Origin of the sequence: Bradyrhizobium sp. LVM 105, assembly GCF_003957705.1 — a bacterium.
Taxonomy (GTDB): Bacteria; Pseudomonadota; Alphaproteobacteria; order Rhizobiales; family Xanthobacteraceae; genus Bradyrhizobium; species Bradyrhizobium frederickii.
In genome coordinates this window covers 51021-71872 of sequence record NZ_QZMV01000007.1, presented here as the reverse complement: position 1 = coordinate 71872, position 20852 = coordinate 51021, and the positions used below count along the sequence as shown (strand labels likewise).

Genomic DNA, 20852 nt, shown 5'->3' with positions numbered 1-20852 from the left:
GTGGCGATTGCCGTTCTTGCAATGCTGGCGGCCGTCTCGCTTCTTCCGGTGCTGCTGACTCCCATTCCCGCGATGGTCGATTATCCCAATCACCTCGCCCGTATGTACATTCTGAGTCAAAGCGGCACCCCCGATGCCAATCCGCATTACGAGGTGGCCTGGGCGTTCTATCCCAACCTTGGAATGGATCTGCTGGTCCCGCAGATGGCGCGGCTGATCAGCGTCGAGAGCGCCACACGGCTGTTTCTGCTGCTGAGCCAATTGCTGATTGTCTCCGGCGCGCTGCTGCTCGAATGGGTCCGGAAGGGACGGATTCAGCTTGCCGGCTTCGCTGCACTGGCTTTCCTCTACTGCCTGCCGTTCAGCTGGGGCTTCGTGAACTTCGAGTTCGGCCTCGGCCTCGCGCTCTGGGGCATCGCCGTTTATCTGATGCTGGCAGAAGGCCCATGGCCGCTGCGCTTCGCCGCCAATTTGATCTTCGTCGCCGCGCTGTACGTGGCGCATTTCTTCTCGCTCGGCATCTACGGCGCGACGCTCGGCCTTTTCGAGCTGTCGCGCATTCGCCAGCGGCAAGTCGCCTATCCCGTCGCGGCCGCGCGGCTTGGCGCGTTGGCACTCCCGGCGCTGGCGCTGTTTGCGATCATGCACGTCACTGCAGGCTCGGTCGGAAGCGAAGGCACCAGCTGGTTCCTGGGATTCAAGCCGGTCTGGCCGCTCCGCATCATGAACGGCTACAATCTGACGATCGCGGCAGCGACCGGGCTGGCGCTGACGATCGCGCTGCTTCTCGCCGCAAGACGCGGCGCCCTCAGGCTCGATACGGCCGGGATCTGGCTCGCGGTCGGCTTTACGCTGCTCTATTTTGTCATTCCTTCGAAGCTGTTCGGAACCTCGTTCGTCGATCTTCGCGTGATTCCCGCCGCGGCTCTGATCCTGCCCGCCTTCTGCTCACTGTCGCTGCCGAACCGGGCGTGGAGAATGGCTGCGCTCGCCGGTATCAGCGGCATCATACTGCTCAATCTCGCCGTCGTTCTCTCGGTGTGGCTGCCTTACCGCGCCGATTACGCGTCGATCATCGCCTCGTTCCAGAAGATCGATCGCGGCTCACGTATCCTCGTCGGCAGCACGGACGACAATGGCGACCCGCCCTTCGCCGACCTCACCTCGTATCCGATGTATTATGCGCCGACGCTGGCGGTGCACTACGCTGGCGCATTCGTCCCCAACCTGTTCACGGAGGTGGGCAAGCAGCCCGTGCGGCCGCATGAGGCCGTGCGCAAGATTTCCATTCCCTATGGAGGGCCGGTACCGTCGGGCCTGCTGGCCGCGATCGCGACGGGCCAGGCACCGGCGGACATTCCGCCAATTGTCCGCACCTGGTACCAGGATTTCGACTACCTCTATGTGCTGGGATCGCCGGCCGCAAATCCGCTGCCGGATCGGCTGGAGGTGCTGGAGACCTCGGCGCGATTTGTTCTCTACAGGATCCGCCGCAAGTCCTAGACCGAAGCCGGCGCGTCCCAAGCGTGGTTAATCGGACTCCACCTCTCGGCCCGTCCCTCCCGCCAATACCCCAGGCCCTAGACCCTTAACATTTGCGGCAAGGCGACCTTAACCACCGGCTTATAGACTCCCGCCCCTGCAACCCAGCCGGAACCCTTCGCATGGCGGCCAATTCCAGATCGATCCGCTACAGCCTCGTCATCCCCGTGTTCAACGAGGAAGCCGTGCTGCCGGTCCTGTTGCGCCGGCTCGACCAGGTCATGTTCCGGCTCGACGGGCCGGCAGAAGCAATCTTCGTCGACGATGGCAGCAGCGATTCCAGCTCGATCGTGCTACGGGCGCTCGCCGCGCGCGACTCGCGCTTTCGCTACATCGGCTTGTCGCGAAATTTCGGCCATCAGATCGCGATCACCGCCGGCATGGACGCCGCGCAAGGTGACGCGATCATCGTCATGGATGCCGATCTGCAGGATCCGCCCGAAGTGATCGAGCAATTGATCGCGAAGTGGAAGGAGGGCAACGACATCGTCCACGCCCGCCGCCTGTCGCGCGAGGGCGAAAGCCGCTTCAAGCGTGCGACCGCGCATCTGTTCTATCGGCTGCTCGGCAGGATGTCCTCCGTCGGCATCCCCGCCGATGTCGGCGACTTCCGCCTGATCGATCGCAAGGTGCTGGAGGCACTCCGGCAGATGCCGGAGCAGGATCGCTTCGTGCGCGGCATGATCGCCTGGCTCGGCTTCCGCCAGGCCGAGGTTGCCTTCCACCGCCTCGAGCGCGCCGCCGGCGAAACCAAATACCCGCTGTTCAAGATGGTCCGGCTGGCGGTGAGCGCCGCGCTCGGCTTTTCCGATCTGCCCTTGCGGCTCGCCATCTGGTGCGGATTGACGGTGTCCGGGCTCGCGCTGCTCTACGGCGGCTGGGTTGTCCTGTTATGGCTCGGCAAGGACAGCCATCTCGTGACCGGCTGGTCCTCGACGATCGTCGTCGTGTCGCTGCTGTGTGGCATCAACATGCTGATGACGGGCATCGTGGGGCTCTATGTCGGCCGCATCCATGCCGAGGTGAAACGCCGCCCGCTCTACGTGGTGCAGGCACGAATCGGCTTCGATCGCGACGAGACGGCGGCGACGCCCGCGATCCACGCCGTCAACGAGTGATCCAGCGCATGGCCGAACTGTTCGACGGCTATCACGACAATTACCGTGATGTGGTCCAGTCCTCGATCGACTTCTCGGGTCTGCCGCATGATTTCTTCATGCGCGCAAAGGCCGATCTGCTGCGCGATCTGATCGCGCAGCGGTTGGACGTTGAGAAGCCCGACATGCTGGACGTCGGCTGCGGCGTCGGCAGTCTTCATCCGCTGCTGCACGGCATGGTCGGCCGATTGAGCGGCATCGACGTTTCCTCGGCCAGCCTGGCGCAGGCGCGCGCTCACAACCACGGCGTCGACTACCGGGAGTTTGACGGCGCTACTTTCCCGTTTAGCGATGCCAGCTTCGATCTGGTTACGACCATCTGCGTAATGCACCATATCGTGCCGGCGCAATGGGCGCAGTTCATCGCCGAGATGCGCCGCGTGACGCGTCCCGGGGGACTCGTCTGCGTGATCGAGCACAATCCGTACAACCCGCTGACGCGGCTTGCCGTTGCGCGCTGTGAGTTCGACCGGGACGCCGTCTTGCTCGGGGCCGGCACGACGCGGAAGTTGATGGCAGCTAGCGGCCTGCGCGAGATCGGCGCGCGGCATTTCCTGCTGCTGCCCTGGGACAGCAAGCCGGCCCGGCGCCTCGAAGACGCCTTGAGCGGCGTGTGGCTCGGAGGCCAATACGCCGCCTTCGGGACCGCTTGAACCTATCGTTGCGGCGTATCCCGCCGCTTGTGCACAACCGCCACATCGTCGCTGTAGACGCGCTGCCACTCCGGCAGCCGGTCGAGCATCGCGACCGCCGGTGTGCGCGGTGCAAGCAGCGTCGCGCCGATGTTGTATTGGTCGAGCAGCTTGAGAAAATCGTCCAGGTCGATCAGCGCCAGGGCGCGATTGTAGCGTTCGATGAACGGGCCCCCGTACAGTTCGCCGCGACCGTCGATGAAGGTGGGAATGCCGGCGAAGATCAAATAGCCGCCGAAGGAATAATCGTTGAGCACGGGCCCCGCCTTGGCGAGGTTGGCTTGGGCGACGGCGGCCTCTGGGGTGATGGCCGGAGCCGGCCGGACGTCACGCGCCAAGGCCAGCCCGCTGATTGCAATCGACAGACCGAGCCCAACCCAATTCAGACCGCGCGGCAAGACCGTTGCACCATCCTCGGCCGGCCCGCCGAACGTCCGACCCAGCGGAGCCGCCAGATAGAGCGGCGCCAGCATGGCCAGCAGATCCGCATTGCGGATTTGCGCCAGCGCGAAATGAAGCAAGCCGATTACCACCAAGGCCCGCACGACCGGCAGCGTGACGCCGCGCGAGAGCGCAAAGATGCCGGCGAGCAGCAGCAATTCGAAGCCACTGACGTGGCTGAAGTCCTGCGGCCGCCATTCTCCGATCCAGGCGAGCGCGGAGCCGAGGCCGAGCGTCGTCAGCGGCATCAGCAACGGTTCCGGCCCGTGCGGCGTCAGGCAGGACGCCGCGACGGCAAGTGCCCCAAATGGCAGCCACCGCAGCAGCACGCGCGGCCATTGGGCGCGCTCTTCACGCAGCAATGCCTCGAGCACCGCCGGGCCGATCAAGCCAAGCGCCAGCACCACGCTGCCGTGCAGATTGGCCCACAGCACCAGAAGCGGCAGGGCCCAATATGGCGGAGGGCCGCCGCCGTCCATGCAGCGGACCAGCGCCGCGGCCCAGATTACCATCAGCGGCAGCACCAAGACATGTGGCCGCGCCAGCATATGCGGCGCCAGCAGCACGATTGCCGCGATCACCATGAGCAGCGTCAGGGTTGGCGAGAGCTCGCGCAGCAGGAAGGACGTGAACAGGCCAAAAGCGAGCGCGATCGCCGCGGCCGCGAGGGCAACGACGCCTGGCCAGCCGGCAAGCGCATAGATCCCGGCATAGATGACCTCGGACAGCCATTCGAAGGTGATCCAGGGTGCGCCGTGCATCGAAAAGGAAAAGGGGTCGCTCGCCGGCAGCGTGCCGTGTGCGATGATCCACCGCCCGACCTCGATGTGCGAATAGCTGTCGGGATCACCGAGCAGCCGCGGCCCGGCCACCAGCAGCATGGCATAGACCACCAGCCCTACGGCCCAAGGCAGCGTTGCACGTGCCGAAAACGGTTGAACCGCGCTGTGGACGACCTGGTCAGTCATGGCGGGCCAAAGTAGGCCGCAAGCGTTAAGTTCTTCTTGAGTGTTTCGCGCATTTGCCGCGCGAAGGCGGGTTCAGGCGCTCCGCGTCGGCCGCCCGTTTCAGGCGTCGCCCTTCGCTCGCGCCTGGAACGCGCAGCCGGCCAACAAAAAACGCGGCGTTTCCGCCGCGTTTTTCAATCTCATCTGCCGCTTGCGATCAGGCCTGCGGCTGCGGCTCCAGGCCGGGATCCGCATCGGGCCGCGGGCGCGGCGACTTGCCGGCCGGAGGCACCGCGGAGGCACGCGGCGTGGTCGGCTCGAGCACGGATTCGCGGTTCGGCTTCTTGCCCTTGAGCAGATCGACGATCTCGTCGCCGCTCAGCGTCTCGAACTCCAAGAGACCCTTGGCCAGCGCCTCGAGGTCGGCATGCTTCTCGGTGAGGATGCGGGTCGCTTCCTTGTAGCCTTCCTCGACCAGACGGCGGATCTCGGAGTCGATCTTCTGGACCGTCGCCTCGGAGGCGTTCTGCGTCCGCGACACCGACATGCCCAGAAACACCTCGTCCTGGTTCTCGCCATAGGAGACCGTGCCGAGCTCTTCCGACAGGCCCCAGCGCGTCACCATCATGCGAGCCAGCCGCGTGGCCTGCTCGATGTCCGAGGCGGCGCCCGAGGTCACCTTCTCGCGACCGAAGATCAGCTCTTCGGCGACGCGGCCGCCCATCATGATCGCGAGGCGCGAGGTCATCTGCTCCAGAGACATCGACAGCTTGTCACGCTCGGGGAGCTGCATGACCATGCCGAGCGCACGGCCGCGCGGGATGATGGTCGCCTTGTGGATCGGATCGGTCGCGGGCACGTTGAGGCCGACGATGGCGTGGCCGCCCTCGTGATAGGCCGTCAGCAGCTTCTCTTCCTCGGTCATGACGAGCGACTTGCGCTCGGCGCCCATCATCACCTTGTCCTTGGCCTCCTCGAACTCGGCCTGCGTCACCATCCGCTTGTTGCGGCGGGCGGCGGTGAGCGCGGCCTCGTTGACGAGGTTCATCAGGTCGGCGCCGGAGAAGCCCGGCGTACCGCGCGCGATGGTCTTGAGGTTGATATCCGGCGCCAGCGGCACCTTGCGAACGTGAACCTTGAGGATCTGCTCGCGGCCGACGACGTCCGGATTGGGCACCACGACCTGGCGGTCGAAGCGGCCCGGACGCAGCAGCGCGGGATCGAGCACGTCGGGGCGGTTGGTCGCAGCGATCAGGATCACGCCCTCGTTCGCCTCGAAGCCGTCCATCTCGACCAGCAGCTGGTTCAGCGTCTGCTCGCGCTCGTCATTGCCGCCGCCGAGGCCGGCGCCACGGTGACGACCGACCGCGTCGATTTCGTCGATGAAGATGATGCAGGGCGCGTTCTTCTTGGCCTGCTCGAACATGTCGCGGACGCGGCTCGCGCCGACGCCGACGAACATCTCGACGAAGTCCGAGCCCGAGATGGTGAAGAACGGCACGTTGGCTTCGCCCGCGACCGCACGCGCGATCAGGGTCTTACCGGTGCCGGGAGGGCCGACCAGCAGCACGCCGCGCGGAATGCGGCCGCCGAGGCGCTGGAACTTGCCGGGGTCGCGCAGGAATTCGACGATCTCCTGCAGGTCCTGCTTGGCCTCGTCGACGCCGGCGACGTCCTCGAAGGTGACGCGGCCATGCGCTTCGGTCAGCATCTTGGCGCGCGACTTGCCAAAGCCCATCGCCTTGCCGGCGCCGCCCTGCATCTGCCGCGACAGGAAGATCCACACGCCGATCAGCGCGATGAACGGCAGCCAGGAGACCAGCAGCGAGACGAACCACGGGACGTTGTCACCCGGCGGCTTCGCGGTGATCTGCACCTTGCTGTCGTACAGGCGCTTCACCAGCGTCGGATCGTTCGGCGCATAGGTCTGGAAGCTCGATCCATTAGTGAAGGTGCCGTGAATGTCCGGCCCCTGGATCACGACGTCGCGCACATTGCCGCGGTCAACCTCGCTCAAGAGCTGCGAGAAGGCGATGTCCTGCGAGGAGGCCCGCTGGCCCGGATTCTGGAAGAGCGTGAACAACGCCAATAGCAGCAAAACAATGATGACCCAGAGGGCGAAATTGCGCAGATTGGCGTTCATCGATCTTCCTTCGTGGTCGCGCGGATCGCGGCCTGGTCCTTCAGGAGTTACTTGGGCAAGCTAGAGAAAATCCCCAAGGAATCCTCTCGGTTAGACGCATACAATCTAGGTGCCGCCCGGGTCGCTGCCAAGGGAATGAGATGGGACTATTTAGCCCATCTTAGCGCGATTCCCGCTGAAAAAATGGCGCCCAGAGCGGGGTTTTTCCTGCCTGGTTAAGTTGTCCTGACGGTGCGGGGCCGAAATGGCTGGTGTCATGATCCGCCCACGCCTATCCGCCCTTGCGGCGCCTAGCCGGCGCCGGTGCGATGTGGATACGCCCGCCGGCAAGGCTGATCAAGGCTCCCGCAAGCGTCTGCTTCAGGACCGGGCGACGACTGGCGCGGGCGCGCAGACTTGCCGCAATGGCCTGATCCAGCACGGACATCAGGGTTTCGACCTTGCCGAGTTCCGCCGGCCCTTCATGTCCGAGCGCGTTGATCGCGCGCAGCAGGAGCCGCAGCCGGACCTCCTCCGGCAGGGCGGCAAAGGCCGAGGCCTCGAAGCTTCGGACCCCCGCCTGCGGCGCAACGCCGCGATCCCGCAAACGGAGGAAGCGCTCGGCGCCGTCGGCCAGCACCTCGACCGCCGCATTGGCCCGCGCCAGCCTGGTCGCAAGCCGCGCCAGATTCCTGCTATCGCCGCCCTCGGCCGCGAGCAGCGGCAGCAGCGCGCGCAACCGCGGCCGGGTGAAGGCGGGGTCGCGGTTGGTGGGATCGTCGGCAAAGCCGATTTTGGCCCGCCTCAAGGTCGCGACCAGCTGCGCCTTCGGGACGTCGAGCAGCGGCCGCGCCAGCACGATGCCGTCGCGCTCGCTGAGAGGGGCCATGGCCGACAGTCCCGCAAGTCCGCTGCCGCGCAACAGGCGCATCAACAAGGTCTCGGCCTGGTCGTCGCGGGTATGGGCGGTCAGCACATGGCTCGCGCCGACGGCACGGGCGGCTTCCGCGAGCAGGCGGTAGCGCGCCTCGCGCGCGGCCGCCGGCAGCCCCGTCTTCGGCTTGGCGCCGCGCCAGCGCAGGGTCCGGTGCGGCAGTCCGAGTTCGGCGGCGAGCCGCTCGACCTCGCGCGCCTCGCACCCCGCCTCGCGCCGCAGGCCGTGATCGACCGTGACGACGGTGAGCAGCGGCGCGCGCGCAAGGCTGCGCTGCCAGCGCGCCGCAAGCCACATCAGTGCGACCGAGTCGGGCCCGCCGGAGACGGCGAGCACCAGCGCCGGCGCGCTCTTGAGGCCGGCGAAGAGGCGGCTCGCCTCGCGGGTGGAGATCGGAGAATTGTCATCGTCTGACATGACGCTGCCCAGCAATCGCCAGCGAATGGCGGGCGCAATCTAACGCAGCGCCATCGGCTTTGTCAGTGATCCGCGCGGTGGATCAGCACTTCACCCGCTTCTGCTCGCGGTCCACGGCCGCTTTGACGCCGGCGGAGGCGCGCGGATATTTGCGGCCGACCTCGCCGAAGGCGGCGCAGGCGGCCTCCTTCTCCTTCAGGGCGGCGAGCGACTGGCCGAGCCGGAGCAGCGCATCCGGGGCCTTGGCCGATTTTTCGTATTTGGTGGTGACGGCGAGGAAGGCTTCCGCGGAGTCGCGATATTGCTGGCGCTGGAAGTAGCTCTCGCCGAGCCAGTATTGCGCGTCTCCGAGCAGCGGATCGCTCGGATATTTCTGCGCAAAATTCTTCATGGTCTGCTCGGCGAGCGCATAGTCCTTGCGCTGCATGTAGCCGATGCCGAGGTCGAACTCGTCGCGCGGCGTTGCCGAGGGCGGCAGGGTGGTCAAACCGGTGGCGCCCGCAGGCGCCGGATAGCCAGGCTGGGCCGCCGGGGGTGCTGCCTGCGGCTGATAGCGCGGGCTGGTGTTGGCGAGATCGAGCGGCTCGCCGGCGCCGCGGCCGCCGGGCGAGCCGATCTGGCCGCTGGGCGAGCCGATTTGGCCGCCGGGTGCTCCGACCTGACTGCCTGCCGGCATCGGCTGCTGCCCGCCGCCGAGCGCGCGCGGCGCGCCGGGCGCATTCGGGTTCTGGTTGGGGTCGAAGGCATCGCCGCGTCGGCGTGTGCCGGGGACGCCGGGCGCCGGCTGCTCCTGAACGATCGGCGCGGGAGACGCGATCTGCGGCTGCTCGTAAGTTGGCTGCACGGCCTGCTGCTGCGGCTGGCGATAGCCCGGCGCGACCTGACTTGGTGCGATCTGGGCGGGCGGCATGGCGGCGACATTGGGCGCCTGTCCGGGCGCGGCCGGCGCGCCGCCCTCGAGCGCCCGCAGCCGCTCTTCGAGCTGGCGGTTGCGGTATTGCAGCTCTTCGTTCTGGCCGGTGAGCTGGCGCAGCTGGTTCTCCAGCCGCTCGATCCGCATCTCGGGGTCGGCATCATCCGACTGCGCGAAGATCGACTGCGCAGTTGCGGGCGAGCACAAAGAGAGCAGCGCGGCGGTCGCCACGGTGCCGGTAATTGCCTTGAATTTCGATGACATCTTGCCCTGACGACGAAAGCGACGTGGCGCGCGGCGGACCATTCGCCGCGCCACACAATGAGGAAGGGAGTACGCCAAAACTGTGACTGCCACCAAGGGGTTTTAGGTCACGGATTGCTGAAACGAAACCGGCGCCCGAGAGGGCGCCGGCATAATCGGTTTCTGAAAATGAACGGCGCCTGACTGAGCGTCAGGATCTCCGTCAGGAGCTCGCGTTCAGCACGGTGACGGCGCGACGGTTCTGCGACCAGCACGAGATGTCGTTACAGACGGCGACCGGCCGCTCCTTGCCGTAGGAGATCGTGCGCATGCGGTTCGGATCGATGCCGCGCGAGGCGAGGAACGAACGCACCGACTGGGCACGGCGGGCACCGAGCGCGATGTTGTATTCGCGGGTGCCGCGCTCGTCGGCATGACCTTCGACGGTGAAGGAGTAGCGCGGATAGGTCTGGAGCCACTGCGCCTGCTTCTCCAGGGTCACGATCGCCTGCGGAGTCAGATCGGTCTGGTCGCTTTCGAAGAACACGCGGTCGCCCACGTTCACCACGAAGTCCTGCTGGCTGCCCGGCGTCGCCGCATTGGCCATCGCATCCGTCGCGGCATTCTTGTTGGCGCAGGCGCCCATCGACAGCGCGACGGCCAGCACCGCGACCAGCTTCAATCCCTGGAGGATACGCATAGGATGTTTCATTCCGGAGCCTCCACGCTCACGTTAGTCCACTGCTGTCCGGTCTACAGGGGGTTGGTTAAGCGAACGTTCCGTCAACCTTGACGGAACCTTGCCTCAGCCGATCAAATGCCCCCAACCCGCGAAAAGCACCCGTCATGGTTAATGGGTTGTAAATGTGGCGCGAGGGTGAAGGCAAGCGTCGGCACCGGCGCAAACCGGCTAAAATTAAGCCCGGTCGGGGGCCTGGCGCCGGGCCGGAGCTCGGTTGCGGGCAGGCGCCCGAGGGCTCTCAGGAATACGAGGGCTCTCAGGAATAGACGACCAGCTTTGGACGTTCGGAGGCGAATTTCGGCGAGACGATGCTCTGGGATGGCTCACCGCTGGGCCCAAACAGCATTCGTCGCTCGAATGCACTTGAGCGCATGATCGGAAAACGCGTTAAGACCTTTTCCCGCACGGCACGGAAGTTGGACGCCATCAATGCGACCTTTGCCAATGCATTCGGGAACAAGCGCGGTTCTGCGATGGTCTCGTTGAGAAAGACCCGGCGATAGAACGCCTCGTGCGCGGGACGAACCAGCGCGAGCCCGGTATCGGCATTAAAATGCTCGCAAGCCAGAAAGACGAGCCGCACCGTCACATAAGGCAGCTCCGGAAAACACTTGGCTTTTTCCGGGCTCGCAACAAAGCGGGCCGGATCGATGAAAACTTCGCCGCGATCAAGGCGGGGGTGAAGAACGTCGCCGAACAAGTCGGTCGTGCAGGACGCCCGCTGTTCTGACGTCAGGACGTGGAGACGGATGGAGCTGCAGAGCTCTCCGTCAACATACACTCCGAACGTCCGGGCGTTGGGGGCATCGTCGTAGCTATCGCTGTAGCGCTCGGACTCTGACGGCGGAATCAATCCGCCACGCGTATAGGCCCTATAGCGCATCTGATAGAGCTGATCTTTCTCCTCAGGAGTCTCGATGGATCGGTAGTCGACGCGATCGAACAGCGCTCCCCCCCGCACAGAGAGCGAAGCGCGCGGTTCGGCTTCGGGCTTCATCCAACATTCCTCAACTGACAAACAACCCTTGCGGGTGGAACAGGATTAACACCTTCTTAACGCCGGCGCAATTGAAGCGCCCCGTTAGGGTTAACCCTGCCGGTTGCAAAGAATCAGGGATTTCCCGCAATTCTACGGAGGTGTCAGGCGATCGATCGCGAGGCGATGGTCAGCTGATCGTCGGGCGAGCGGCGGCCGTGCGAGGCATTCAGCAACTGCCGAACCCGAATGGCGGGCACCGGCCGGCTGAAAAGATAGCCCTGCCCTTCGGTGATGGTACCGTCGGCACTGATCAGCTCGAGCTGCTCGTTGGTCTCGATGCCCTCGACCACGACCGACATGCCGAGATCGGCGGCTAGCCGCGCCACCCCGCGCAACAGCGTCAGCGGCCGATCGGCATCGATGCCTTCGAGGAAGGAACGGTCGATCTTCACCTTCTGCATCGGGAAATTGTGCAGATAGCTCAGGCTGGAATAGCCGGTGCCGAAATCGTCGAGCGAGATCCGCACGCCGAGCGCATGAAGCTGCGAGAGGATGTCGTGCGTGAGCTGGGTGTTGCGCAGCAGCGAGGACTCGGTGATCTCGATCTCCAGCCGATGCGTCGGCAGGCCCGAGACTTCGAGCGCGTAGCGGATTTCGCTCAGCACGTCGCGCTGGTGGAATTGCTGAGGCGAGAAGTTGACCGCGACGCTGACGCCGTCCGGCCACTTCATGCACTCCATGCAGGCCCGCCGCAGGATCCAGCGGCCGAGATCGACGATCAGGCCCATGTCTTCGGCGACCGGGATGATGTCGACCGGCGAGACCGTGCCGCGCACGGGATGGTTCCAGCGCAGCAGCGCCTCGCAGGTGGTGATCTTGCCCGACTTGAGGTTGACCAGCGGTTGATAGAACAGCTCGAATTCCTCGTTGGCGAGCGCCTTGCGCAAGTCCAGCTCCAGGATCCGGCGCGCCTCGACGGTCGCCGCCATCTCGTCGCGGAAGAAGCAGAAAGTACCGCGGCCGTCGGCCTTGGCCCGGTACAGCGCCATGTCGGCGTTCTTGAGCAACGTGTCGGCGCTGGCGCCGCCATCAGGCGAGGTCAGCGCAATGCCGACGCTCGCGCCGATCTCGACGAGGTGATTGTCGATGCGATAGCGCTCGCTGAGGCGCTCGACGATGCGGCGGGCGAGGCTGGCGGCGTCCTCGGGCGAGGAGATGTTCTGCTGGAACACGACGAATTCGTCGCCGCCGAAGCGGGCAACGAAATCCTCGGGCCGCAGCATCTCGCGCAGGCGATTGGCAACCGCGCACAACAGCTGGTCGCCACAGGGATGGCCGAGCGTGTCGTTGACCTGCTTGAACTGGTCGAGGTCGACGAACAGGAGCGCGGAGAGGCGCTCGGAATGATGCGAATTCGCCAGCAGGCGCTGGATCTCGTCGTGGAAGCTGACCCGGTTGGGCAGTGCCGTGAGCTCGTCGTAGCGGGCAAGATGGCTGATCCTCGCCTCGGCGTTCTTTCGCTCGGTGATGTCCTCGAGCAGCACGACCGTGCCGCCATCGGCCATTGGTTGGAAGGTCCAGGACAGCGCGCGCCCACGCGCGAAATCCGGATCCGTGGTCAGGAGCTCGCGGACCCGTCGATCCTCGATCTCCCGGAGGATCAGATTGCCGTTCTCGCTCGAGACAGAGCCGCCGCTGACGCACGCCGCGATGATTTCAGACGCATTGGGGCCGCTCTGCACGAGATCGTCAGGCAGATTCATCATTTCGCTGAAACGATGATTCATCACCGCAAGCTGTCCGTCGACACGGAACATGCACAGGCCATGGGGCATGTTGTTCAACGCGCTGTCGAACTGGCCCGCCAGGGCCGCTTCGCGCTCACGCGCGACGAGCGCGCGCATGAATATCCTGTGCAAGTTGGCCGAGATTTGTATGACGGCCACCAGAAACGCGGCGCACAGGACTGACATGACGATGTAATAGGGTGTGCCGCGTAACGCCAGCGCGACCACCGTCGAACCGAAGCAAAGCGTAGCCTGCAGCTGGTATATCCATTGCCGTCCGTAGGCCCTGCCTGCACCTCCCGCCACGAAGCCCGTGGTCGTGGAGAGAGAAATCATATGGGCGACGGCATCGTCACTGACCAACAACGTGGTCGTGCTCCAGATGCCGACAGCGGCGGCCTGGATCATCGCCCCGATCTGATGCCGGTTCTTCCATCGCGCAGCTTCGTCGGCGGTCAGCGTCGATTTGCGCATCTGGTACCGCCGCAAGTCGAATGCCCGAATAGCGCCGGCGAGGATCAGAAGCCCGACACACGCCCAGATCGAAGGTTCTCCCGTCTTCAGCGCGGTCGCGGCCGCCGCAACGACGCCGAAGATAAGCCCCGTCAGCAAGGGAGCAGGAGTTTCGAACAGCGAATCGATCAGCGCGGCCGAAATCCTCGGCGACGCCGGCTCAGGTTCTCCGCTCTGGCTTGCGAACTGCATTGGTGTTTGTACGCGCGTCCTGTTTGGCGCGTACTTTTACCCATCTCAGGTGAAGTCTTTCTGAGGGAACATCGTTAAAGTCGAGTTGTTCTTCCGCACCACCGAACCGATTTCGGCTTACCCATCAAGCAATTAGGCAAGTCCTGCCGGGCGCAAGGTAAAGAAAAGCTTACCTTCCTCGCCAAACGCAAGGAAATCGGTGCGATTTTCGACAAGATCGCGCATTCCCAACGCGCGATCTATTGACCCGCCGTCGAGGACAGCAACGGCGACCAGGCCGGGTCGGAGGCGAAGCCCGGCGTCGGCACCTTGAGCTCGTTGCGACCGGAGATGTCGACGCTGTACAGCGAGGGCCCGCCATTGCCGCCGGGATCGCGGAAGAACATCAGCACGCGGCCGTTCGGGGAGAAGGTCGGACCTTCATTGTGGAAGCCGGAGGTCAGCAGCCGCTCGCCGGAGCCGTCGGGCTTCATGACGCCGATCGAGAACTGCCCGCCGCCTTGCCTGGTGAAGGCAATGTAGTCGCCCTTCGGCGACCACACCGGGGTCGAATAGCTGGCGTTGGTGTCGTCCTTGGAGAAGGAGATGCGCTGCGCCTGTCCGCCGCCCGCCGCCATCACGTAGATCTGCGACCGGCCGCCGCGATCGGACTCGAAGCAAATGCGGGTGCCGTCCGGCGAGTAGGATGGAGAGGTGTCGATCGCCGGCGTGTCGGTGAGGCGCGTGGTCGAGCGCGAGCGCAGGTCCATCACGAACAGGTTGGAATTGCCGCCCTGCTGCAGGCTCATGATGACGCGCTGGCCGTCCGGCGAGAAGCGCGGCGCGAACGTCATGCCGGGGAAGTTGCCGACGATCTCGCGCTGGCCGGTCTCGATGTTGAAGAGATAGACCTTCGGATCGCCCTGGCCGAACTCCATATAGGTGATCTCTTGCGAGTTGGGCGAGAAGCGCGGCGTCAGCACGAGGTCGGAGCCGCGGGTCAGATAGCGCACATTGGCGCCGTCCTGATCCATCATCGCGAGCCGCTTGACGCGGCGCTCCTTCGGGCCGCTTTCGTCCACGAACACCACGCGGCTGTCGAAATAGCCCTTCTCGCCGGTCATCCGCTCGTAGATCTGGTCGGAAATGATGTGGGCGATGCGGCGCCAATATTCCGGCGAGGTGAAATATTGCTGGCCAGCGAGCTGCTGGCCGGAGATCACGTCCCACAGACGGAATTCGGCCTTCAGGCGGCCATCGGGCTGGCGCGTCATGCGGCCGGTGACGAGGGCCTGCGCGTTGAGGGTCTTCCAGTTCTGGAATTGCGGCGCGACGTCGATGTTGCTGATGCGCTCGATGAATGCGGCCTGGTCGATCGGGGCGAACAGGCCCGAACGCTTGAGATTGTTGGTGATGACTTGCGTGACGCCGTTGCCGACGTCGCCGTCCGACGGCGAGCCCGGCACGAAATTGCTGATCGCGATCGGGATCGGCTGAAACTCGGTCGGATCGATACGAAGTCTCGGCTGGGCCTGCGCGAAGGCCTGTCCGCCCCCGAGCATCGCGAGCGTCGATCCGGTCAGTGTCATGAAGCGGCGGCGGTTCATCGATCGAACGTCATTCATTGCAAAGTTCTTTTGTTCGGATGTCACAACATATCTTTCAGGCCGAAAGTCATCGGAATGAGCTTCCAGCTCTCGTACTGCTGCTTCGGCATGAACGAGTAGACCTGACACTGCACGATGGCGCGCTTGGCGCTCTCCGCCACCGCCTGCGCGATCGACCGCGACGGTCCTCGCACCGCGACGACAATCGGCTCGGAGGCGAGCGATCCGTCGATCTTCATGGGAATGTCGATGTCGGCCTCGTACTGATCGGCATCCTGGCCATTATAGGTCGGCGTGAAGCAGCGCTTGACCGCGCCCTGGAATGCACCGCGCCAGGTCGCGACGTTGTTGGCGGCAGTTCCCGTCGCCGATCCCAACGCGGCCGACGCATTCAGCGCGGAGCCAGTCAGCTCGTGCCGGGTCGCGGCACGCTTGTCGAGGTCGCGCTGGATCTGCGCGGGATCGAAGCTGCGCTCCTTGGGCTTCGGCTGCTGCTGCGGCTGCACCGCCGCAACCTTCTGCTCCACCGGCTTGGGCGGCGGCTTCTTGGTGTCCAGCTTCTTTTGCAGCTCGGCGATCGGATCTTCCTTGGCCGGATCAGGCTTCTTTTCCTGTGGCTTCGGCTCCTCTTTCGGCTTCGCTTCGGCGACCGGCTTCGGCGGCTCGGGCTTCTTCTCGACCGGCTTTTCGACGGGCTTTGGCGGCGGCTCGGGCTGCGAGTTGGTCTTGATCAGCTCTTTCTTCTCGGTGACCTTGCCGACGGCGTCTTCCTCGGGCTTGGGCTCCGCGATCTTCTCGACCTTCGGCTTCGGCTCTTCCTTCTTGCCGGTCTTCTGCCCGGCCATCATCTTGGCGAGCTGATCGGTGGAGATGATGTCGACCGGCAGCGACTCCTCCGGCGCGATGTAGGCCTTGCTGCTGAAGGTGACGAGCCCCCATCCCAGCACGAGGACATGGAGGGCAATCGACGCAACGAGTGTCTTGTCGACGTTCACCTTCACGGCTTACCCCTGATCCGCTTCGGTGACGAGGGCGAGCTTCTTGAATCCGGCGCCGGACAACAGGCCCATCACCCTGGCCACGGTGCCGTAATCCGCCTTCTTGTCGGCGCGCAGATAGATGCGCTCCTCGAGGCCGCCGCGCGCGTCCGTGATCGCCTTCAGCTTGGGGATCAGCTCGTTGATTGCGATCTCGGAATCGTTGATGAACACCTTGCCCTTGATGTCGACCGACATCTGGATCGGCTTCTGGTCGTTGTTCTCGAGGCTCTTGGCCTGGGTCTGCGGCAGGTCGAGCGGCACGCCGACCGTGAGCATCGGCGCCGACACCATGAAGATGATGAGCAGCACCAGCATCACGTCGACCATGGGCGTGACGTTGATCTCGGCCATGACAGGCTTGCGCCGGCCTCGGCGCCCGCCGCCGCCGGACGAACTCGCAACGTTCATCGCCATGATCGCGTGCCCAAATTGCCCTTCACACTATACATGCCGCCGGTCAGCCCCGCTCGTCGATCTGACGCGACAGAATGGCGGAAAATTCATCGGCGAAGCCTTCCAGCCGCTGGGCCTGCCGGTTCACCTCGGACGTGAACTTATTGTAGAAGATAGTGGCAGGAATGGCGGCGATAAGGCCGACGGCCGTCGCAAACAGCGCCTCCGCGATGCCAGGCGCCACCACCGCCAGAGAGGTATTTTTCGACGCCGCGATCGACTGGAAGCTCGACATGATGCCCCAGACCGTGCCGAACAGGCCGACGAACGGGCCGGCGGAGCCGACCGTCGCGAGCACCAGCAGGCGCCGTTCCAGCCGCTCCACCTCGCGGGCGATCGAGACGTTCATGACCTTGTCGATGCGCATCTGCAGGCCCGCGACCGAGCGGGCATGGCTCTCGAACGACCGTTTCCACTCGCGCATCGCCGCGACGAAGCATGCCGCCATCGAATGCGTCGGCTTGGCCGAGAGCGTGCGATAGAGCTCCTCGATCGATTCCCCCGACCAGAACGCCTGCTCGAAGCGGTCCATCGAGCGGCGGGTGCGGGCAAACAGGAAGATCTTGTCGATGGCGATGGCCCAGACCCAGACCGAGCAGGACAGAAGTCCCAGCATCACCGCTTTCACGATCCAGTGAGCCTGCCAGAACAGCGCGATCAGCGACACGTCCGCGGAAGCGGCAACCGGAAGGGCTGACTGAGCCACGTCGGCCGGATTCATAAGCAGCATCCTCTCAAGGCGATCGTTACCCGATGTGCCGGCCAGCAAATGGCTGCCGGTTCCCCAATGACCGCGCTAGAACCGGCGCGGCCGGCAAGCCCGCTCAAAGCCTTGTCTTTCTGGGGTGCAGGGGCTCGTCCAAAGCCGGCCGCCTGCATTCCCTGCCAAGATGTCAAAACTATGGGCCTTTGGCCCCGGGCCTTGACGGGCCTCGGCTTCGGGCTTTGGGCACGACTGTCCGCCCTTACCAGAGCCCGGCGTTGGTTAATGCGAGGTTACCAGGGGTGAATTGGGCTGCAGGAAAGGCAGGCGGCGCAGGCGGTTGGCGCCCGGACGAGCTCGGGCCGTGTCCCGGCTCGGCAGCGCATCGTCGGGCGGATGCTGCGCTGAGCCGCGGCACGATGGTTATCCCTGCACCGTGGACCGGAGGAACCACCCCTCCTCCGGAAAATTGTCCCGAAAATCACTTTCCGCGAGGTCTTGCCATGACCATCAACCCCAAGACGACCGCCGCCATCGGCGATCACCCGCTCCACCCAATGCTCATCCCCTTCCCCATCGCCTGTCTGGTCGGCGCGCCCATCGCTGACCTCGCCTTCATCGGAACCGGCGACAATTTCTGGGCCAGGGCCGCGATGTGGCTGATCGGCGCCGGCATCGTCATGGCGCTCGTTGCGGCCGCGGCCGGCTTAACCGACTTCTTCAGCGAGCCGCGCATCCGCCGCCTCGACGATGCCTGGTACCACATGGTCGGCAATCTCGCCGCGGTCGTGCTTGCCCTGGTCAATTTCTACCTGCGCTACGCGCAAGGCACGGAAGCGGCCGTCACGCCGTGGGGCGTGGTGCTGTCGCTGATCGTCGTCGGCATCCTCCTGTTCACGGGATGGAAGGGCTGGGAGATGGTCTACCGGCATCACGTCGCGGTGCTGGATGCGCCGGGACAGACCAGTTCGGAGCCGGTCACGCCGCAGCACGGCGGCGAGAGCCGCCGCCGCGCGGCCTGAATCAACGGCACGTCGCGGCCGGCACCGGCGACGATCCGCGCGCTACTGGCTGGCGCGCTGGCGCAGTCCGAACGCACAGAGCCAGCCGCCGCCCGCCTTCATCGATGGGCGTCAGGCCGCGGAAGCGGGCTCGGGGCAGTTGATCAATCGTGCGGGATTTCCGACCGCGGTGCAGCCACCGGGAACGTCGGAGGTCACAATTGTATCGGCGCCGATCCTGGCGAAATCGCCAATCCGGACATCGCCCAAGATGGTCGCGCCCGCACCGATGAACACGCCGCGGCCGATGCGCGGCGAGCGCGGCGGCAGCTCAGTGCTGCGGCCGATGCTGACATTCTGAAGGATGGTGACCGCGTCACCGATCACGACATTGGCGCCGATCACGACGCCCGTGGCATGATCGAGATAGACGGACGAGCCGATGCTAGCCGCCGGATGAATGCTGACCTGCAGGACGTTCGACGCCTCGTTCTGAAACAGCAGCGCCGCATCGCGCTGATCACGATGCCAGAGCCAGTTCGAGACGCGCCAGGCTTGCAGCGCGACATAGCCTTTGAAATGCAGCAGCGGCGCCAACAGGCCGGCGATGGCGGGATCGTTGCGCACGATGGCCTGCAGGTCGCGGCCGGCCGCTTCGATCAGTTCCGGCGAAAATTGAAATGCGTCGCGGGAAAAGGCAGCGAAACGCGCTTGCTCGGCGGCGTTGCCGCCAAGCCTGCACCCGATGAGATCGGCCAGAGCCGCCGCAAGGCCGTCATGGGCGAGGACGGCCCCGGCAAGCGACTTGCCGAAGACGGGATCGGATGCAGCCGCACGCTGCGCCTCGTCGCGGATCTGCTGCCAGAGGCGATCGTTCGTCGCGGTCAGAGCTGCCGTCATCGCCGCCTCCGGGGTGTCGGGCTTGCTTCACGTCTCAAACATAGTCCGCCCGCCCCCTGCGCGCCATGCCGCAGGCGGAGCGGCGCGACCTGAGCAGCATGCCGCAGCTCCCCGTGAGGCTACGAGCTTGCATGCCAGGCATCCGCAACCATATAGTCAGTTTAATCCTCGGCCGATGCTGCTTTGGCCGGGATGTCCATGCAAAGCAGCTCGTTCGAGCCCCGCGGTGGTCCGCCATCCGCGGGTTTTTCGTACCCCGGTGGCCCTCGCTGCTGCCGACACGAATCCCGCATTCCAATACCTGAGGTCACACCAAGACATGTCGCCTAACGCGCCCGCCGACGACCACCACGACGACATCATGTATCCCTCGGCCGTGCCGTTCCTGCTGGTCCACCTCGGCTGCGTTGCGGCGATCTGGTCGGGCGTCACGTGGCAGGCCGTCGCAATCTGCATCTCGTTGTACGTCGCGCGGATGTTCGGCATCGGCGCCGGCTACCATCGCTATTTCTCGCATCGGGCATTCGCGACCAGCCGGGTGTTTCAATTCATCCTGGCGTGCCTCGCGCAAAGCAGCGCGCAAAAGAGCGTGTTGTGGTGGGCGGCCAAGCATCGGCACCATCATCTGCATTCCGACACCGAGATCGACGTGCATTCGCCGCGTCATCGCGGCTTCGTGTACAGCCATCTCGGCTGGATCTTTTACCGCCGGCACGATGCGACCGATCTCGTCAAGGTCTCCGATCTCGCGGCCTATCCGGAGCTGATGTGGCTGCATCGGCTCGAGCTGCTGCCGGCCGTTGTGCTTGCGTCGCTCTGCTTCCTGGTTGCGGGATGGTCGGGTCTGGTGGTCGGCTTCCTGTGGAGCACGGTGCTGCTCTATCACGCGACCTTCTGCATCAATTCGCTCGCCCATGTGCACGGACGCAAGCGCTATGTGACCGGCGATGATTCCCGCAACAACTGGCTGCTGGCGCTCTTCACCCTGGGTGAAGGCTGGCACAACAATCACCACGCCTACCAGAGCAGCGTGCGACAGGGTTTTCGTTGGTGGGAGATCGACGTCACCTATTACATCCTTAAAGTGCTGTCCTGGCTCGGAATCGTCTGGAACATGAAAGCGCCGCCCGAACAGGTGCTGCGCAACGAGCAGCCGCTCGGCGCCCGGGTCATCAATCGGGCGGCCATCGAGCTCGCCGAACGGTTCGATGCACAGAAGCTGGCGCAAGCGATCTCATCGGCGCGACGTCGGGCCGATCTCGCCCAGCTGCAACTGCCGACGCTGCACGACATCCTCAATCGCGCGCATGAAAGCGTCGATGCACTGGCGCATCTGCATCTGCCGAAGATCCCGACCCGCGAAGAGTTTCTCGCCGAGGCCAAGGCGATCTTCGCGCGAACACGATCGCTCAACGAGATCGTGGATCACGCCTACGAGCACTTCCTGGCTTCGGTTCACGCCCAGCTCGTGACAGTGCGCTGAACTCTCGGGGTCATGCGCCTTCCATCAAACGGGTCGCAGGCCTGTGCCCACGCTCCCCCAAAACC

17 protein-coding genes are annotated in these 20852 nt (G+C 64.9%); 5 read left to right on the top strand and 12 right to left on the bottom strand.

Going from position 1 to position 20852, the window contains the following annotated elements; all coding sequences use genetic code 11:
* From D6B98_RS20700 to D6B98_RS20690, 3 genes are all read left to right on the top strand, one after another.
* Positions 1-1503 carry a hypothetical protein gene (locus tag D6B98_RS20700; protein ID WP_126258784.1) on the top strand — a complete coding sequence of 501 codons (1503 nt, stop codon included), beginning with the start codon at positions 1-3 and terminating at the stop codon, positions 1501-1503.
* Between the two features lie 161 nt (positions 1504-1664).
* Positions 1665-2660, top strand: coding sequence for a glycosyltransferase family 2 protein (locus D6B98_RS20695; protein ID WP_126258783.1), 996 nt, complete (start codon positions 1665-1667; stop codon positions 2658-2660).
* A gap of 8 nt (positions 2661-2668) precedes the next feature.
* Positions 2669-3352: a class I SAM-dependent methyltransferase gene (locus tag D6B98_RS20690; RefSeq protein ID WP_164718746.1), complete on the top strand. Its 684-nt coding sequence runs from the start codon at positions 2669-2671 to the stop codon at positions 3350-3352.
* A 2-nt stretch (positions 3353-3354) separates the two neighbouring features.
* On the opposite strand, the gene D6B98_RS20685 is transcribed toward D6B98_RS20690, so the two are convergent.
* The 11 genes from D6B98_RS20685 to tolQ all read right to left on the bottom strand — a co-directional run bounded on the left by D6B98_RS20685 (position 3355) and on the right by tolQ (position 17421).
* Positions 3355-4800 (bottom strand): hypothetical protein, encoded by a 1446-nt coding sequence (locus D6B98_RS20685; protein ID WP_126258781.1) that lies wholly within the window; start codon positions 4798-4800, stop codon positions 3355-3357.
* 196 nt (positions 4801-4996) lie between these two features.
* Positions 4997-6922, bottom strand: coding sequence for an ATP-dependent zinc metalloprotease FtsH (gene ftsH, locus D6B98_RS20680; RefSeq protein ID WP_097659839.1), 1926 nt, complete (start codon positions 6920-6922; stop codon positions 4997-4999).
* Positions 6923-7193: 271 nt separating this feature from the next.
* A complete protein-coding gene (tilS, locus tag D6B98_RS20675; protein ID WP_126258780.1) occupies positions 7194-8252 on the bottom strand; it encodes a tRNA lysidine(34) synthetase TilS in 1059 nt (352 codons plus the stop codon).
* 82 nt (positions 8253-8334) lie between these two features.
* Positions 8335-9429: a tol-pal system protein YbgF gene (gene ybgF / locus D6B98_RS20670; protein ID WP_126258779.1), complete on the bottom strand. Its 1095-nt coding sequence runs from the start codon at positions 9427-9429 to the stop codon at positions 8335-8337.
* Between the two features lie 202 nt (positions 9430-9631).
* Positions 9632-10120: a peptidoglycan-associated lipoprotein Pal gene (gene pal / locus D6B98_RS20665; RefSeq protein WP_018317777.1), complete on the bottom strand. Its 489-nt coding sequence runs from the start codon at positions 10118-10120 to the stop codon at positions 9632-9634.
* Between the two features lie 286 nt (positions 10121-10406).
* Positions 10407-11147, bottom strand: a complete 741-nt coding sequence (locus D6B98_RS20660; RefSeq protein WP_245481429.1) for an N-acyl amino acid synthase FeeM domain-containing protein — start codon at positions 11145-11147, stop codon at positions 10407-10409.
* 143 nt (positions 11148-11290) lie between these two features.
* Positions 11291-13621: a putative bifunctional diguanylate cyclase/phosphodiesterase gene (locus tag D6B98_RS20655; RefSeq protein WP_126258778.1), complete on the bottom strand. Its 2331-nt coding sequence runs from the start codon at positions 13619-13621 to the stop codon at positions 11291-11293.
* Positions 13622-13860: 239 nt separating this feature from the next.
* The gene (tolB, locus tag D6B98_RS20650; protein WP_478270996.1) at positions 13861-15225 is read right to left on the bottom strand and encodes a Tol-Pal system beta propeller repeat protein TolB; all 1365 of its coding nucleotides are present in this window, start codon (positions 15223-15225) and stop codon (positions 13861-13863) included.
* A 23-nt stretch (positions 15226-15248) separates the two neighbouring features.
* Complete coding sequence (gene tolA / locus D6B98_RS20645; RefSeq protein ID WP_126258776.1) at positions 15249-16208, bottom strand: cell envelope integrity protein TolA; 960 nt, start codon at positions 16206-16208, stop codon at positions 15249-15251.
* A gap of 3 nt (positions 16209-16211) precedes the next feature.
* Positions 16212-16661 (bottom strand): protein TolR, encoded by a 450-nt coding sequence (tolR, locus tag D6B98_RS20640; RefSeq protein ID WP_126258775.1) that lies wholly within the window; start codon positions 16659-16661, stop codon positions 16212-16214.
* 43 nt (positions 16662-16704) lie between these two features.
* Positions 16705-17421 (bottom strand): protein TolQ, encoded by a 717-nt coding sequence (gene tolQ, locus D6B98_RS20635; RefSeq protein WP_018641591.1) that lies wholly within the window; start codon positions 17419-17421, stop codon positions 16705-16707.
* 485 nt (positions 17422-17906) lie between these two features.
* Here tolQ and D6B98_RS20630 point away from each other — a divergent pair, with 485 nt between their 5' ends.
* Complete coding sequence (locus D6B98_RS20630; protein ID WP_126258774.1) at positions 17907-18425, top strand: DUF2231 domain-containing protein; 519 nt, start codon at positions 17907-17909, stop codon at positions 18423-18425.
* Positions 18426-18536: 111 nt separating this feature from the next.
* Here D6B98_RS20630 and D6B98_RS20625 read toward each other — a convergent pair whose 3' ends face one another.
* The gene (locus D6B98_RS20625; RefSeq protein ID WP_126258773.1) at positions 18537-19304 is read right to left on the bottom strand and encodes a serine acetyltransferase domain-containing protein; all 768 of its coding nucleotides are present in this window, start codon (positions 19302-19304) and stop codon (positions 18537-18539) included.
* A 319-nt stretch (positions 19305-19623) separates the two neighbouring features.
* Between D6B98_RS20625 and D6B98_RS20620 the strand changes: the two genes are divergently transcribed.
* Positions 19624-20787 (top strand): acyl-CoA desaturase, encoded by a 1164-nt coding sequence (locus tag D6B98_RS20620; protein ID WP_126258772.1) that lies wholly within the window; start codon positions 19624-19626, stop codon positions 20785-20787.
* The last annotated feature ends 65 nt before the right edge of the window (positions 20788-20852 follow it).